This window comes from Streptomyces sp. JW3, assembly GCF_052216785.1.
Classification (GTDB): Bacteria; Actinomycetota; Actinomycetes; order Streptomycetales; family Streptomycetaceae; genus Streptomyces.
In genome coordinates, this window is sequence record NZ_JBQOUX010000021.1 from 1 (window position 1) to 14,918 (window position 14,918).

General features: G+C 71.9%; 19 protein-coding genes. 9 read left to right on the forward strand and 10 right to left on the reverse strand.

All coding sequences use genetic code 11. The features are described 5' to 3' along the window. Positions 1-646 (forward strand): DUF5753 domain-containing protein (locus tag ACTT8P_RS11680; RefSeq protein WP_442831514.1); only part of this gene is annotated, 646 nt, incomplete at its 5' end. Then, the gene (locus ACTT8P_RS11685) at positions 618-821 is read left to right on the forward strand and encodes a DUF397 domain-containing protein (RefSeq protein ID WP_442831515.1); all 204 of its coding nucleotides are present in this window, start codon (positions 618-620) and stop codon (positions 819-821) included. The genes ACTT8P_RS11680 and ACTT8P_RS11685, both read left to right, overlap by 29 nt. An 8-nt stretch (positions 822-829) precedes the next feature. Here ACTT8P_RS11685 and ACTT8P_RS11690 read toward each other — a convergent pair whose 3' ends face one another. Together ACTT8P_RS11690 and ACTT8P_RS11695 are read right to left on the reverse strand one after the other, a co-directional pair. Continuing rightward, entirely contained in the window at positions 830-1,717 is an 888-nt protein-coding gene (locus ACTT8P_RS11690) for a DUF5829 family protein (RefSeq protein WP_442831516.1), read from the reverse strand. 71 nt (positions 1,718-1,788) lie between these two features. After that, the gene (locus ACTT8P_RS11695) at positions 1,789-2,685 is read right to left on the reverse strand and encodes a helix-turn-helix domain-containing protein (protein WP_442831517.1); all 897 of its coding nucleotides are present in this window, start codon (positions 2,683-2,685) and stop codon (positions 1,789-1,791) included. 158 nt (positions 2,686-2,843) lie between these two features. Here ACTT8P_RS11695 and ACTT8P_RS11700 point away from each other — a divergent pair, with 158 nt between their 5' ends. Continuing rightward, a complete protein-coding gene (locus ACTT8P_RS11700; protein ID WP_442831518.1) occupies positions 2,844-3,884 on the forward strand; it encodes an NAD(P)-dependent alcohol dehydrogenase in 1,041 nt (346 codons plus the stop codon). Between the two features lie 107 nt (positions 3,885-3,991). Then, positions 3,992-4,504 carry a peptide-methionine (S)-S-oxide reductase MsrA gene (gene msrA / locus ACTT8P_RS11705; protein ID WP_442831519.1) on the forward strand — a complete coding sequence of 171 codons (513 nt, stop codon included), beginning with the start codon at positions 3,992-3,994 and terminating at the stop codon, positions 4,502-4,504. A 3-nt stretch (positions 4,505-4,507) separates the two neighbouring features. On the opposite strand, the gene ACTT8P_RS11710 is transcribed toward msrA, so the two are convergent. The 3 genes from ACTT8P_RS11710 to ACTT8P_RS11720 form a co-directional block, all read right to left on the reverse strand. After that, a complete protein-coding gene (locus ACTT8P_RS11710) occupies positions 4,508-5,527 on the reverse strand; it encodes a MerR family transcriptional regulator (protein WP_442831520.1) in 1,020 nt (339 codons plus the stop codon). A gap of 3 nt (positions 5,528-5,530) precedes the next feature. Further along, the gene (locus tag ACTT8P_RS11715) at positions 5,531-6,190 is read right to left on the reverse strand and encodes a HEAT repeat domain-containing protein (RefSeq protein ID WP_442831591.1); all 660 of its coding nucleotides are present in this window, start codon (positions 6,188-6,190) and stop codon (positions 5,531-5,533) included. 161 nt (positions 6,191-6,351) lie between these two features. Further along, on the reverse strand, positions 6,352-7,470 hold the full coding sequence (locus ACTT8P_RS11720) for a hypothetical protein (RefSeq protein ID WP_442831521.1): 1,119 nt from the start codon (positions 7,468-7,470) through the stop codon (positions 6,352-6,354). A gap of 194 nt (positions 7,471-7,664) precedes the next feature. On the opposite strand from ACTT8P_RS11720, the gene ACTT8P_RS11725 reads away from it, so the two are divergent. Further along, on the forward strand, positions 7,665-8,819 hold the full coding sequence (locus tag ACTT8P_RS11725; RefSeq protein WP_442831522.1) for a cystathionine gamma-synthase: 1,155 nt from the start codon (positions 7,665-7,667) through the stop codon (positions 8,817-8,819). A gap of 9 nt (positions 8,820-8,828) precedes the next feature. Here the strand turns inward: ACTT8P_RS11725 and ACTT8P_RS11730 are convergent, their stop codons facing one another. From ACTT8P_RS11730 to ACTT8P_RS11740, 3 genes are all read right to left on the reverse strand, one after another. Then, positions 8,829-9,077: a hypothetical protein gene (locus ACTT8P_RS11730; protein ID WP_442831523.1), complete on the reverse strand. Its 249-nt coding sequence runs from the start codon at positions 9,075-9,077 to the stop codon at positions 8,829-8,831. Further along, on the reverse strand, positions 9,074-9,601 hold the full coding sequence (locus tag ACTT8P_RS11735; protein WP_442831524.1) for a sigma factor-like helix-turn-helix DNA-binding protein: 528 nt from the start codon (positions 9,599-9,601) through the stop codon (positions 9,074-9,076). Before ACTT8P_RS11735 ends, ACTT8P_RS11730 begins: the two co-directional genes overlap by 4 nt. A 138-nt stretch (positions 9,602-9,739) precedes the next feature. After that, positions 9,740-10,243 carry a MarR family winged helix-turn-helix transcriptional regulator gene (locus ACTT8P_RS11740; protein ID WP_442831525.1) on the reverse strand — a complete coding sequence of 168 codons (504 nt, stop codon included), beginning with the start codon at positions 10,241-10,243 and terminating at the stop codon, positions 9,740-9,742. Positions 10,244-10,406: 163 nt separating this feature from the next. Between ACTT8P_RS11740 and ilvA the strand changes: the two genes are divergently transcribed. The 4 genes from ilvA to ACTT8P_RS11760 all read left to right on the forward strand — a co-directional run bounded on the left by ilvA (position 10,407) and on the right by ACTT8P_RS11760 (position 13,751). After that, positions 10,407-11,636: a threonine ammonia-lyase gene (ilvA, locus tag ACTT8P_RS11745; protein ID WP_442831526.1), complete on the forward strand. Its 1,230-nt coding sequence runs from the start codon at positions 10,407-10,409 to the stop codon at positions 11,634-11,636. A 173-nt stretch (positions 11,637-11,809) separates the two neighbouring features. Beyond that, on the forward strand, positions 11,810-12,793 hold the full coding sequence (locus ACTT8P_RS11750; RefSeq protein ID WP_442831527.1) for an ATP-binding cassette domain-containing protein: 984 nt from the start codon (positions 11,810-11,812) through the stop codon (positions 12,791-12,793). Then, positions 12,790-12,948: a hypothetical protein gene (locus ACTT8P_RS11755; protein ID WP_442831528.1), complete on the forward strand. Its 159-nt coding sequence runs from the start codon at positions 12,790-12,792 to the stop codon at positions 12,946-12,948. The genes ACTT8P_RS11750 and ACTT8P_RS11755 overlap by 4 nt, the downstream gene beginning before the upstream one ends. Then, positions 12,945-13,751 (forward strand): ABC transporter permease, encoded by an 807-nt coding sequence (locus ACTT8P_RS11760; RefSeq protein ID WP_442831529.1) that lies wholly within the window; start codon positions 12,945-12,947, stop codon positions 13,749-13,751. Before ACTT8P_RS11755 ends, ACTT8P_RS11760 begins: the two co-directional genes overlap by 4 nt. Before the next feature lie 84 nt (positions 13,752-13,835). Here the strand turns inward: ACTT8P_RS11760 and greA are convergent, their stop codons facing one another. Further along, complete coding sequence (gene greA / locus ACTT8P_RS11765) at positions 13,836-14,333, reverse strand: transcription elongation factor GreA (protein ID WP_361162659.1); 498 nt, start codon at positions 14,331-14,333, stop codon at positions 13,836-13,838. 179 nt (positions 14,334-14,512) lie between these two features. After that, positions 14,513-14,911 (reverse strand): DUF4307 domain-containing protein, encoded by a 399-nt coding sequence (locus ACTT8P_RS11770; protein WP_442831530.1) that lies wholly within the window; start codon positions 14,909-14,911, stop codon positions 14,513-14,515. Positions 14,912-14,918: the final 7 nt, after the last annotated feature.

The following is a 14,918-nucleotide window of genomic DNA, read 5'->3' on the forward strand; positions in this document are numbered from 1 at the left end:
CGGGCCGACCGAAATACACGGCGTGACCTGCGAGTTCCGGTCCGTTGATCGGCTACACCACTCGGCGGGACGCCATCCGGAGAAGCACGCCAAGACCATCGAGGAGTGGTGCCCGAGCCTTTTCCCAGGGCTCCTGCAAACCCCCGCCTACGCGCGTGCTGTTGTCCTGGCGACTCACCCGCAAGCCCTGGACGAGGAGGTGGAGCCGAAGGTCAGCGCCCGGATGGCACGCGCCAGACTCTTCGAGGAGGACCATCACGTCCCGTCGTACTGGGTAATCCTGCACGAATCCTTGCTGCTGGACGCGATCCTGCCCGCGCGGGAGATGGCGGAACAACTCGACCAAGTGGCGGGGCTGGCCGCGCGGCGGCGCATCGTTCCGCAGGTGCTGCCGCGGACTTGTAGCCCGCACCCCTTCATGGTCGGCACGTTGATGTTCATGACCTTCCCGGACGCGCCGCCACTCGTCTACACAGAGTCTCTGCACACCGGATTCACCATCGATGATCCGGCGCTCGTGGAGGAGTACCGCAAGTCGTACGATCGGCTCAGGGCCGTCGCGCTGTCACCGGAGGCGTCCCTGGCCCTGATCGAGGCAGCGGCAGAGGACTACCGAAATGGCAAGCAGGCGGGACGACTTGAGTGACGCGCGCTGGAGGAAGAGCAGCTACAGCAACGGCAGTGGAGGCAACTGCGTCGAGGTAGCCCACGGAGTGCCCGGCCTCGTCCCCGTCCGGGACTCCAAGGTCCCGGACGGACACGTCCTCTTGCTCACCGCCCCCGCCTGGGCACCGTTCATCACGGCGCTCAAGGCCCGCTGACGGCGGCGTTACTCGAACGTCCAGGAGGCTCGGGCCCCCGGCCCGACCGCCAGCGTCGAGTTGCCGATCCGCCGCACCTGCCGCTCCGCCACCGGACGGTTCAGCGCGAAGCCGATGTGCCGCAGGCCCGCTTCCGCGCGCGGCACGGCGTCCAGCCGTACCTTGGTCATGCCGTCGTCGGCGACGACACCGCCGCCCGCCAGGTCCCGCACCGCGAACCCGCCCGCGCGCAGCAACGGCACCGTGTCCGCGAGGTCGGCCGGGGTCACGCCGAGGCGGATGGCGGTGACGTCCCGCATCAGGTGATCCTGGTAGGCGTCGGACAGGTACCGCTCCCGGCCCACGTCGCCCGGCCCGCTCGCCGGCTCCGTGTTGCCGCGCGGGTCGGCGAAGTACTCCGGCCGGTACTCCATCCCCCACGCCCCGAAGGCGTCGTACTGCGTGTCGGTGAACACCGCGTCGAACCACGGCACCGGCACCCCGTCCCCGAAGTCCCGGGTCTGCTGGAAGGCGACCGGCTCGGGGACGCCGTAGTCCGGCAGCCGGTCGACGGCCTTCGCCAGGTCGCCGGCCCGCTCGGCCGACACCCCCAGCCCGGCGGCGCCCAGCGCCCCGTCGGGCCCGGCCAGGTCACCCACCCCGAACAGTTCGACGTACGTCTCGCGCCCCATCAGATAACGCCCGGTCCAGGTCTGCCCGTCCGCCCCGGTCGTGGTCCGCACCTGGAAGTTGGCGAACTCGCGCAGATAGGCGGAGTCCTCGATCGCGTCGGCGGTCTCCCGGTCCAGCACCCCGTAGGCGTGGTTGAAGTACAGCAGCGGTTCCCGTCCGGCGTCGGCGGCCCCCGCCGTCGCGCCCGCCGCGACCACCCCCGTAAGTGCCACGGCGAATGTCATGACTACTCGTATCATTCCGCGAAGCAGCATGAGGGGCAGGGTAGTTGGGGCCCCGGCGCCGCGTCCGGCGGTTACGCGCGCGCGGTCGCCTCCGCGCTCCAGCTCGCCAGCAGCCGCAGCGCGTCCGCCGACGCCGAGCCCGGCTCCGCGTGGTACGTGATCAGGGACTGGTCCGCGTCGTCCACCAGGCGGAACGTCTCGAAGGACAGGGTCAGCTCCCCGACCACCGGATGCCGCATCCGCTTGACGCCGTGGCTCTTCTCCTTCACGTCGTGCGCCGCCCACAGCCGCCGGAACGTCTCGCTCTTCACCGACAGCTCCCCGACCAGCGCGGCCAGCTGCGGATCGTCGGTGTGGCAGCCGGCGTCCATCCGGAGGAAGCCGACGATGTCCGCGGCCTTCCCGTCCCACTCCAGGAACAGGTCGCGGTAGTCCGGCCGCAGGAACACCAGCCGGGCCCAGTTCCGCTCCCGGGCCGGCATCCGGTCCCAGCCGCCGAACAGCGCCGAGGCCATGCTGTTGTAGGCGAGGACGTCGGTGCGCCGCCCGGTGACGTACGCCGGGACCGTGTCGAACGAGTCCAGCAGCTGCCGCAGCGCCGGGCGGACCTGCTGGGCCCGCGCCGCCGCCTGCCGGTGCCGCTGCTGCTTCGGCTTCGCCAGGTGCGTCAGATGCGCCCGCTCCGCGTCGGACAGCCGCAGCGCGCGGGCGATGGCGTCCAGCACCTCCGCCGACACGTTCCGCCCGTTGCCCTGCTCAAGGCGGGTGTAGTACGCCACGGACACCCCGGCGAGCTGCGCCAGCTCCTCGCGCCGCAGCCCCGGGACCCGCCGGGCCCGCCCGTACGAGGGCAGCCCGACGTCCTCCGGCTTCAGCCGGGCCCGCCGGGTGCGCAGGAACTCGCTCAGCTCGGCACGCTGGTCCAGGCCCGGGCCGGCCTCGGGTACGGAATCGGGCGATACGTCCATGCGATCCAGTATTCCTGGTCGTAGGCACCGGAGCCTGACCCTGCCAGTGGTACGCACGGCGGACGTACGCAAAACCGTGGTCTGGGTGGCCGTCCGTCCGGTCGGCACGCTGGAGGGCGTACCCAAGCACCACTACGAGGAATTCCGGAGAACCCGGCATGACCACTGTCGCCGCGTACGCCGCCCCCGCCGCCAAGGCTCCGCTGGAGCGCACCACCATCGAGCGGCGGGACGTCCGTGAGCACGACGTGCTGATCGACATCCAGTACGCCGGAATCTGCCACTCCGACATCCACCAGGCCCGCGAGGGCTGGGGCGAGGCCATCTTCCCGATGGTGCCCGGCCACGAGATCGCCGGTGTGGTCTCCGAGGTCGGCCCCGGCGTGACGAAGTTCAAGGTCGGCGACCGGGTGGGCGTCGGCTGCATGGTCGACTCCTGCCGCGAGTGCGAGAACTGCAAGGCCGGCCAGGAGCAGTACTGCGTCAAGGGCAACATCGGCACCTACAACGCCATCGGCCACGACGGTGAGCCCACCTACGGCGGCTACGCGCAGAAGGTCGTCGTCGACGAGGCGTTCACGGTCCGCATCCCGGACGGCCTGTCCCTCGACGAGGCCGCCCCGCTGCTGTGCGCCGGCATCACCACGTACTCGCCGCTGAAGCGGTTCGGCGCCGGCCCCGGCAAGAAGGTCGCGGTGATCGGGCTGGGCGGCCTCGGCCACATGGCCGTCAAGATCGCGCACGCGCTCGGCGCCGAGGTGACCGTGCTGTCCCAGTCGCTGCGCAAGAAGGACGACGGCCTCAAGCTGGGCGCCGACCACTACTACGCCACCAGCGACCCGGCCACCTTCACCGAGCTGGCCGGCACCTTCGACCTGATCGTCTCCACGGTCTCGGCGCCGCTCGACTTCGGCGCGTACCTGGGCCTGCTGACGGCGGAGGGCACCCTGGCCAACGTCGGCGCCCCCGAGGAGCCGATCTCCCTCAACCTGTTCTCCCTGATCGGCGGCGGCAAGACGCTGGCCGGTTCGATGATCGGCGGGATCGCGGAGACCCAGGAGATGCTGGACTTCTGCGCCGCGCACGGCATCGGCGCGGAGATCGAGCTGATCGAGGCCAGCCAGATCAACGAGGCCTACGAGCGGGTCCTCGCCAGCGACGTCCGCTACCGCTTCGTGATCGACACGGCGACGATCTGACCCCGGCCGGCCGGCCGCACGGCCCTCCGGAATCGCTCGGTGTCCTCGCGCGTTGACCAGGGTGAACCGAGTCGACCGAGGACAACCGTAGAAATGGGAGGGCCGTGATGGCCGCGCAGACACAGAGGGCCGTACTGGCGGGCGGATGCTTCTGGGGGATGGAGGAGCTGATCCGCCGGCAGCCGGGCGTGACGGCGACCCGGGTCGGCTACACCGGCGGAGACGTGCCGAACGCGACGTACCGCGACCACGGCACGCACGCGGAGGCCATCGAGATCCTCTTCGACCCCGAGCGGACCGACTACCGCGCGATCCTGGAGTTCTTCTTCCAGATCCACGACCCGAGCACGAAGAACCGCCAGGGCAACGACATCGGCATGAGCTACCGCTCGGCGATCTACTACGTGGACGACGAGCAGAAGCGGATCGCCGAGGACACCATCGCGGACGTGGACGCCTCGGGGCTGTGGCCCGGCAAGGTCGTCACCGAGGTGGAGCCGGTCGGCCCGTTCTGGGAGGCCGAGCCCGAGCACCAGGACTACCTCCAGCGGTACCCGAACGGCTACACCTGCCACTTCCCGCGCCCCGGCTGGCGGCTGCCGGCCCGCGCCGAGGGCTGACCCTCACGACCCGCCTCGCGCGTCGGCGTCCCGCAGTTGCAGCAGATACGTCGCGGTGACCGAGACCGCCCGGTCCCGGTCCGCCGACAGCCGTACGAGCGCACGGGACGCCGTGCGCCCCGGGATGTCCGCGAGCGCCTGGGTGAGCCGCACCCGGGCCGGTGCGCCGGTGGTGTCGTGGGCGAGGCGGCCGACGAGCCGGGCGGCGATCCGCTCCGCCGTCGCCGGGTCGCCGGCCAGCACGCTCAGCGCGTCCGCCGCGTCGGTGTCGTTGCGCCCGGTCACGATCATGTCGACCAGGACCGGCCCGGCCGCGGCCTCGCCGCGCGTCCCGAGCGCCACCGCCGCCTGGCTACGGACGGCCGGGTCGGGGTGCCCGAGGGCGTCCCGCAGCCGGGCGCCGGCCTCCGCACCGGGTATCCCGGCCAGGCACCGGACGGCCCGTTCGCGCACCGCGGCCACCGGTGAGCCCAGGCCCTCGGCCAGCAGCGCGCTGCTGTCGTGGCCCGAACGCGCCAGCGCCCACCGCAGGGCCCCGGCGACATGGGGGTCCGGCTCGCTCAGCACCGCCTCGACCAGGGCCTCCACCGGCACCGGCGCCTCGTCGACCGAGGCGAGCGCGGCCCGCTGACGCGCGGCGGCACTCTCCGCCCCCAGCCCCCGGAGCACCGCGACGACCTGGAGGACGTCCTCCCACCCGGCCGGCTCGGCGGCCCCGATCCGGCGCAGCCGGGTGAGCAGCTCGGTCTCCGCCGCGATGCGTTCCCGGGTCTGCCGGACGAGGTCGTCGACCAGCGCCGACGGCGCGAAACCGGGGTCGTCGAGCGCGCGTCCGATCTCCCGCAGCGACAGCCCCAGCGACCGCAGACTCTCGATGTGGAAGATCCGCCGGATGTCCGCATCGGAGTACTCCCGGTAACCCGAGCCCGTCCGCCCCGCGGGCCGCAGCAGCCCCAGCGACTCGTAGTGCCGGAGCATGCGGGCACTGACCCCGGAGCGCCGCGCCACCTCACCGATCAGCATCCCTCAACCGTCTCCCCCGAGGGCCACGATCCGCTTCGCCTCCTCGATCGCGGACTCGAACCCGGCGTCCGGGTCCCGCAGCAGCCGCTCGGTGGCGAGCGCGTGCGCCCGGACCTCCGGATCGGGGCCGGCGCCCGCGTCCCGCAACACCGGCACGACCACCTCGCCCAGCGCCGCCAGCGCCCGGCTCAGACTCAGCCGCGTCTCCCGCCCACCGCGCCCGAGCCGCGTCGCCAGCACCGCCGCCAGCTCCGGCTCCGCACCCTGGGGCACCAGCAGCACCGCGGCCCGCCAGGCACTGCGCGCCACCTCCTCGTCGGCGTCGGTCAGCAGCTCCCGGGTGATCGCCGGCCACGCCCGCCGGTCCCCGATCTTGGACAGCGTGTGCAACGCCTGACTCCGCGCCCGCGCCCGCTCCGAACCCGCCTCCCGGACCAGCGCGGGCAGCGTCAGGGCCACCGGATGCCGGGTGAGCGCCCAGGTCAGCATGTCGCGGACGAAGAACTCGTCCTCGACGGCACAGCGCTCGACGAGCGCGCCGACGTACGCCGGATCCGGCGCCGTACCGACCGCCAGCGCGGCCCGCAGCCGCACGGCGGCACGATCGTCCGCCAGGGCCCGGAGCGCCTTCGGCACCTCCGAGTCCGGTTCGGTCATGGTCATGGTCATGGGACCCCCTTCTCGGCCTACTTGTGCCTTCTCGGCCTCCTCGGCCTTCTCGACAGGCAGTGAAAGCAGTGAAGGGCTTGTCACCGTGTCAAGGTCAACGGGGGAGGGGGAGGGGGAAGGGGAGGGGCGATGAGGGCGTCGGGTCCGCCGAAGGCTCAGTGCGGCAACGTAGCCGGACTCCCCCCGTTCGCCTCGTACCCCGCCACCGCCAGCGCCCGGTAGACCGCGAACTCCGCCGCCGGGTCGGCGGACAGGGTCCAGGGCAGCGCGCCGACGTGGCCGTCTATGTGCACCAACTGGTCCATCGCCTCGGCCCAGCGCTCGCCGCGGACCAGGAAGAACAGCAGCAGATGGCGGACGTGCGCCGACATCGGGTCGTCGGGACGGGCGGAGTGCACCGCGTGCAGCGCGCCGTGCACCGCCTTGGTGACGACCTCGCTCTGGTGGAAACCGCTGACCAGGTTGACCTCGGGCAGATGCTCGAACACCGCGAACAGCGGCATCGCGGCCAGCAGCGACCCCCGGGGCGCCCGCGCCGCCGCGGCCTCCGCGAACGAGTACGCCAGCTCCCGCGAGCCGTGCCACTTCTCGCACCAGTAGTGCAGCGCCGCCAGGTGCGCGCCCATGTGCGCCGGGGCGCGGTCCAGGATCTTCAGCCAGAGCTGCTCGAACTCCGCGCGCTCGTAGCCCAGCCCGCGGGCCACCGACAGCTCGACGATGTACGGGACCGGGTCGCCGGGCGCGAGCAGCGCCGCGTCACCGCACGCCGCCCTCGCCTCCTCCATGATGATCCGGAACTCGTCCGTACCGGGCGTCGACGTCCGCCACGCCTGCTGCACCAGGAACTCCGCGTGCACCGCGGCACCGCCCGCGTCCTTGGGGTGCTCCGCCCGCCACACCCGCAGCCACTGACCGCCCGGCGTCTCCCCGACCCCGCCCGGCCGCTGCTGCAACTCCAGCGCCGCGGCGCCCGCGAACGCCTGCACGCGCTGCCAGCGCCGCTCGCCGTCCGCCTCCGTCCCGGCGAGGAGCTGCCGCGCCGCGCGGTAGTCCTGGGTGCGCTGCACCAGGTCGAGGACATCGAGCAGGTCCTGGTCGGGGCCGGGCATCCGGATGTCCAGCTCCTCCTCCAGGGCGAAGCCGTAGTGCGCGGGGTCCGCCGCGTCCGGATGCCCCGGCGGCACCTGCTCGATCATGCCGCGTCTGCGCCGGAAGACGGGGAGCAGCACGAAGCCGATCATGACCAGTGCCAGCAGGACCCAGAGAATCTCCATGCCACAAGCGAACCAGACCGCGCCGACAATTGGCCAACCCGTCCCGGCGGCTGTGGAAAACCCGGCCGGTGTGCTGCTGGTGCGCTGCCGGTGTGCCTGTGGAACACATCGGCTCGGGAGTCCCCGGGGCGCACCGCGGACCGTCCGCCCTCGTGCGGCCTCGCACAACCCCGCGGCGCACTACGCTCGGGCCCATGAGCGACAGGCATTTCAGTCAGCACTTCGAGACCCTCGCGATCCACGCGGGCAACACCGCCGACCCCCTGACGGGCGCGGTCGTCCCGCCGATCTACCAGGTGTCGACCTACAAGCAGGACGGCGTCGGCGGCCTGCGCGGCGGCTACGAGTACAGCCGCAGCGCCAACCCGACCCGGACCGCGCTGGAGGAGAACCTCGCCGCTCTGGAGGGCGGCCGCCGCGGCCTCGCCTTCGCCTCCGGACTGGCCGCCGAGGACTGCCTGCTGCGTACCCTGCTGCGCCCCGGCGACCACGTGGTCATCCCCAACGACGCGTACGGCGGCACCTTCCGGCTCTTCGCCAAGGTCGCCACCCGCTGGGGGGTCGAGTGGTCGGTCGCCGACTCCGCCGACCCGGCCGCCGTACGGGCCGCGCTCACCCCGAAGACCAAGGCCGTCTGGGTGGAGACGCCCTCCAACCCGCTGCTCGGCATCACCGACATCGCCGCCGTCGCCCAGGTGGCCCGGGAGGCCGGGGCCCGGCTGGTCGTCGACAACACCTTCGCCACGCCCTACCTCCAGCAGCCGCTGGCCCTCGGCGCGGACGTCGTCGTGCACTCCCTCACCAAGTACATGGGCGGTCACTCCGACGTCGTCGGCGGCGCGCTGGTCGTCAGCGACCCGGAACTGGGCGAGGAACTGGCGTTCCACCAGAACGCGATGGGCGCGGTCGCCGGGCCCTTCGACTCCTGGCTGGTGCTGCGCGGCGCCAAGACCCTCGCGGTACGCATGGACCGGCACAGCGAGAACGCCGGCAAGGTCGCCGACCTGCTCACCCGGCACGCGCGCGTGACGCACGTCCTGTACCCGGGCCTGCCCGACCACCCCGGGCACGAGACGGCCGCCAAGCAGATGCGGGCGTTCGGCGGGATGGTCTCCTTCCGGGTGGCGGGCGGCGAGGAGGCGGCCGTCGAGGTCTGCAACCGCGCGAAGGTGTTCACGCTGGGCGAGTCCCTCGGCGGCGTCGAGTCGCTGATCGAGCACCCGGGCCGGATGACGCACGCCTCGGCGGCCGGTTCCGCCCTGGAGGTCCCGGCCGACCTGGTCCGCCTCTCGGTCGGCATCGAGAACGCCGACGACCTGCTGGCGGACCTCCAGCAGGCCCTGGGCTGACCGGTCCGGTCACCACCCGGTCAGCGGCGGCGTCGTCTCGGACGGCGGCCGCACCCACGGCTGGACGGTCAGCGCCCAGACGGCGAAGGCCACGGCGGCGGCGAGGAGCAGCAGCCACAGCAGCCGGCGGACGGCGGCCCTGCGCCGCAGCAGTCGGCTGCCGCGCCGGACGGCCTCGGCGTACAGTCCGGGCGGTACCCGGGGTGGCGTCTGCTCCATGATCCGTCGCACCGCGGCCTCCCGCTGGGCCCGGTTCACGACGACGGCACCCGCATGTCGACGCCGCCCCGCCCCCGTCCCCGTACCACCGCTGTCGGCGGCCGGGGCGGGGCGTGCAGCAAGGTCGCCGTCGCACGGTCGCAGAGCACGCGGACGCGTTCCCGCGGCAGCCCCAGCAGGGCCGCGGCCTGCTCCTCGGCGACACCCTCGTAGAGCCGCAGGACGAGGATCAACCGTTCCCGCGGGCTCAGCGCGGCCAGCGGACCGCGGGGTCCCGGACGGCCGCGTCCGGGACCGAGGCAGCGGTGCCGGAACTCGCGGGCGAACCGGGTGGCGAGGTACTGGCGGGCGCGGTCGTACGGGTCCTCGCCGCGCAGGCGGTCCCAGCAGACGTAGGTGTGCGCCAGCGAGAGGGTCAGCAGGCGCCGCGCGTGCGGATTGTCGTCCGGCGCCTCGGCCGTGAGCAGGGTCGCGGCATGCAGCAGCCGCCCCGCCGCGCCCGCGACGAACGCCTGGAACTCCCGGGCCCGGCGGACACCCCGCACCGCATGCCGTTCGCGCACCGCGCCTCCCACCTACGGGCGACCCCGCCGGTCTCATCTGAGGACAGCGGCGGTCCGCCGGTCAAGGGCCGGGAACACATCGGTACGCGCGCGTACCGCCGGGCGGGGCCGCGAGCGACTTCGCCGTGCGGGCGGGGCTCAGGAGACCGGCGGGGTCTCCGTCCCCGCCGCCCCCTGAGAGGTACGGGCGGACAGCGCGCCGTTGAAGCGCGTGAGGAGCGCGCAGAACGCCTCACGCTCCTCCGGCGCCCAGTCCTCGGTCAGTTCGGCCATCAGCTGACGGCGGGAAGAACGCACCTCCTCCAGCCGCGACACCCCGCGCGGAGACAACTGGAGCACGACCGCGCGGCCGTCCTCGGGGTGCGAGGTGCGCTTGACGAGTCCGGTGTCGACGAGCGGGGCGACCTGCCGGGTGACCGTGGAGGAGTCGATCCCCATGCTCGCGGCGAGCGCCTTGACGCCCATCGGACCCTCTTTGTCGAGGCGGTTGAGCAGCAGATACGCGGCGCGGTCCATGGTGTTGCGCACCTGCCCGACACCGCCGAGCCGGGTCTGTTCGGCACGGCGGGCGAACACCGCCACCTCGTGCTGCAACGTGTCGAGAAGACCGGGGTCACCGGCGGTCGTCATGTCCATCGACATTTCAGGTGTTGTGGGCATGGCCGGGGGCTCACTTCGTGAAGGGCTGCTGGGTTGGGGGACAGGGTACGCGGACTGGGCGCGGGGCGTACCGGCGCTGCGCAAAGCCGGTCTCGGACGGTGGTCACCAAGACGTGCGCCGGCCGCGAACTGCGATGCTGGTGTCATGAGCTACAGCACGGCTGGCCTTTCGCGGACCGTCACCCTCGACGACGTGCGCGGGGCGCAGAAGATGCTCTCGGGCGTCGCGCGGACCACCGCCATGGAAGGCAGCAGGCACCTGTCCCAGCTGGTCGGCGCCCCGGTGCACCTCAAGTGCGAGAACCTCCAGCGGACCGGCTCCTTCAAACTGCGCGGCGCCTACGTGCGGATCGCCGGCCTGCTGCCCGAGGAGCGGGCCGCCGGCGTGGTCGCCGCGAGCGCCGGCAACCACGCGCAGGGCGTCGCTCTCGCCTCGGCGCTGCTGGGCGTGACCTCGACCGTGTTCATGCCGAAGGGCGCCCCGCTGCCCAAGATCAGCGCCACCCAGGACTACGGCGCCGAGGTGCGGCTGCACGGCCAGGTGGTCGACGAGACGCTGGCCGCCGCCCAGGAGTACGCGCGGCAGACGGGCGCGGTGTTCATCCACCCCTTCGACCACCCGGACGTCATCGCCGGCCAGGGCACGGTCGGCCTGGAGATCCTGGAACAGTGCCCCGAGGTCCGCACGATCGTGGTCGGCGTCGGCGGCGGCGGACTGGCGGCCGGGATCGCGGTCGCGGTGAAGGAGCTGCGGCCCGAGGTGCGGGTCGTCGGCGTGCAGGCCGAGGGCGCGGCGGCGTACCCGCCGTCCCTGGCGGCCGGGCACCCGGTCTCTCTCGCCCACCCCGCCACGATGGCCGACGGCATCCGGGTGGGGCGGCCCGGGGACGTGCCGTTCCGGATCGTCGGAGACCTGGTCGACGAGGTCCGCACGGTCACCGAGGACCAGCTGTCGGCGGCGCTGCTGCTGTGCCTGGAACGGGCCAAACTGGTGGTGGAGCCGGCCGGCGCGAGCCCGGTCGCGGCGCTGCTGGCCGAGCCGGGGTCGTTCGAGGGCCCGGTCGTGGCGGTGCTGTCCGGGGGCAACGTCGACCCGGTGCTGATGCAGGGCGTGCTGCGGCACGGCATGGCCGCGCAGGGCCGCTACCTCGCGGTCCGGCTGCGGCTGCCGGACCGGCCGGGCGCCCTCGCCACGCTGCTCGGGGCATTGTCAGTGGTCGACGCTAACGTCCTGGATGTGAGCCACGTGCGGACCGATCCGCGGCTGGGCCTCACGGAGGCGGAGGTCGAACTGCACCTGGAGACGAAGGGCCCCGAGCACTGCGTGGAGGTCGGCCGCGCCCTGGGCGACGCGGGCTACACCGTCATGCGGTAGGGACGGCAGAAACGGCAGGGACGGTGGGGACGGGGGGGACGGGGGCGCCCGGCGCCGCTCGGCACCGCCTTGTCACTCGTTCGAGCAAGTCCATTGTGAGACGCGATACATCGCGATAGCGTGAGTCGCGAAGACAGGCCATCCGAAGAATCCCCGACGACGTGGAGACTGATATGCCTGGCGCCATCTATGCCGAGGGTCTGGTGAAGACCTTCGGCAGTGTAAGGGCTCTGGACGGCGTCGACCTCGATGTCCCCGAGGGCACCGTCCTGGGCCTGCTCGGGCCGAACGGCGCGGGCAAGACCACCGCCGTCCGCTGCCTGACCACCCTGCTGCGCCCCGACAGCGGCCGCGCGGTCGTGGCCGGCCTCGACGTACTGAAACAGCCCGACGCGGTACGCCGGTCCATCGGCCTGTCCGGCCAGTTCGCGGCGGTCGACGAATATCTGACCGGCCGGGAGAACCTCCAGATGGTCGGCCGGCTCTACCAGATGCGGGCGAAGACGGCGAAGCGGCGTGCGACCGAGCTGCTGGAGCAGTTCCACCTCGCCGACGCCGCCGACCGCACCGCCAAGACCTACTCCGGCGGCATGCGCCGCAGGCTCGACCTCGCCGCCGCCCTCGTCGTCTCGCCGCCCGTGATGTTCATGGACGAGCCGACCACCGGCCTCGACCCCCGCAACCGCCAGCAACTGTGGGAGGTCATCAAGCAACTGGTGTCCGGCGGGACGACGCTGCTGCTCACCACCCAGTACCTGGAGGAGGCCGACCACCTCGCCCACGACATCGCGGTGGTCGACCACGGCCGGGTGATCGCCCAGGGCACCTCCGACCAGCTCAAGGCCCGCACCGGCGGCGAGCGCGTCGAGGTGGTGGTGCACGACCGCGAGCACATCCCGGCCGCCGCGCAGATACTGCGCGGCTTCGGCAAGGGCGACACCACCGTCGAGGAGCACATGCGCAAGATCACCGTCCCGGTCACCGGCGGCGCGAAGCTGCTCTCCGAGATCATCCGCGAGCTGGACACCCGCGGCATGGAGATCGACGACATCGGCCTGCGCCGCCCCACCCTCGACGACGTCTTCCTCTCCCTCACCGGCCACACGGCCGAGGACGAGGGAGCCGGCGAGGAGACCGAGAAGGAGGCCGCCAAGTGAGTGCCCTCACCGACACCGTCCGCATCGAGCCACCCCGCAGCCGCGCCGTCCAGTCCGTCAAGGACTCCCTGGTCGTCGCCCGCCGCAACCTGATCCGGATGACCCGCTGCATCCCTGGTCAGCGTTTAGGTGCGGGGGAGTGGAGCGTCGCATGAGCATGGTTGCCGACTCGCTGGTCATCGCCCGCAGGAACCTAATTCGGATGACCAGGATTCCTGAGATGCTCCTTTTCGGGGTCATCCAGCCGGTCATGTTCGTCGTTCTCTTCACCTACGTCTTCGGTGGCTCGATGAGCGTCGGGGGCAGCACCGACGCCGGCGTCTACAAGAACTTCCTCATGGCGGGCATCTTCGCGCAGACCGTCACGTTCGCCACCGCGGGATCGGCCGCGGGCATTGCGGACGACATGCAGAAGGGGCTGGTCGACCGTTTCCGTTCCCTGCCGATGGCCCGAGGGGCGGTGCTGACCGGCCGGACCGTCGCCGATCTCGTGCAGACGTGCATCACGATGCTCGTCCTGGCAATCGTGGCGTTGCTCGTGGGCTGGCGCACCGGCTCGGCGGAACCGACCAACGCCGGGAAGATCCTGGGCGCCTTCAGCCTGCTCCTCCTGCTCGGCTACGCCTTCACCTGGATCGGCGCCCTGATCGGCCTGGCCGTCCGTACCCCGGAGGCGGCGACTTCGGGCGGCATCATCTGGCTGTTCCCGGTCACGTTCATCTCGAACGCCTTCGTCGACTCCAGCCAGATGACGCCCTGGCTGCGGCACATAGCCGAGTGGAACCCGTTCAGCGCGACCGTGCAGGCGGCACGTGAGCTGTTCGGGAACCCCGGCGTCGTGCAGTCCGACGCCTGGCCCATGCAGCACCCGGTCTGGGCCTCGCTCATCTGGTCCGTGCTGATCATCGTGGTCTTCCGGACGCTGGCGGTCCGCAAGTACCGCTCGGCGGCCGCGTGACCGCACCGCCGACGCCCGCATGACGAAGCCCCGGCGGCACGCTGGAAGCGGACGCCGGGGCCGGTCAAGGGCAACGGGGACGGGTCAGCCGTTGTACGGCTCGGCCTTGAGGATCTTCACGGAGGCCTTCTTGCCGTTCGGCAGCTCGTACTCCGCGTCGTCGCCGACCTTGTGACCGTTCACGCCGGAGCCCAGCGGGGACTGCGGCGAGTAGGTCTCGATGTCGGAGCTCGCGTACTCGCGGGAGGCGAGCAGGAACGTCAGAGTGTCGTCCTCGTCGCCGTCGAACGCGATCGTGACGACCATGCCGGGCGCCACGGCGCCGTTCGCCGCGGGCGCCTCACCCACCTTGGCGGTCTCCAGGAGCTGGGTCAGCTGGCGGACACGGAGCTCCTGCTTGCCCTGCTCCTCCTTCGCCGCGTGGTACCCGCCGTTCTCGCGCAGGTCCCCCTCCTCACGCGCCGCGGCGATCTTGGCAGAGATCTCCGTGCGCGCAGGACCAGTAAGGTAGTCAAGCTCTTCCTTGAGCTTGTTGTACGCCTCCTGGGTCAGCCAGGTGACGTTCTCGCTGGTCTGGGTCACAGGGTGCTCCTCGTCGGTACTGGGAATACAAAGCATCGCCCTACCCAGGAACATGTTCCTCTACGGAAGGGCGAAACCACGAGCCTAACAATTGACGGGCCAAAGGGGGAGGACATAAGCCGTCAGTGTCACGTCGGCGCAGGTCAGCGGCGACGGAATCGTTCGACGCTCTGGGACGGTCAGTCCGTGTGACAGCCGAGCAGCTCGGCAGTCGAGCCCGGGGCGCTGGTGCGCAGGGTGACGACCTTGTCGAAGCGGGTCTGCTCGCCCTCGAACCGGAAGTCGGCCCGGCCGACCTCGGCGCCGTCCTCCGCCTGGGACCGCACGGTGCAGTAGCCGCTGACGCCGGCGTCCTTGCGGACCTCGAGGTGGATCTTGACCGACTTCTCGCCGGTCTCGAAGGTGATCACCTCGCCGCTGATCTCGCTCTGCGCCACGTAGTGGTAGCCGAACCAGCCGATCAGCGCGAGCAGGGCGATGCCGAGAACGGTGCCGACGACCTTGAGAGTGCGGTCGGCCTGGGCGTCCGAGGAGCGGCCGTAGCGGCTCTCGGGCGGGCGCGTGGTCGCCGTACTCATGATCGTC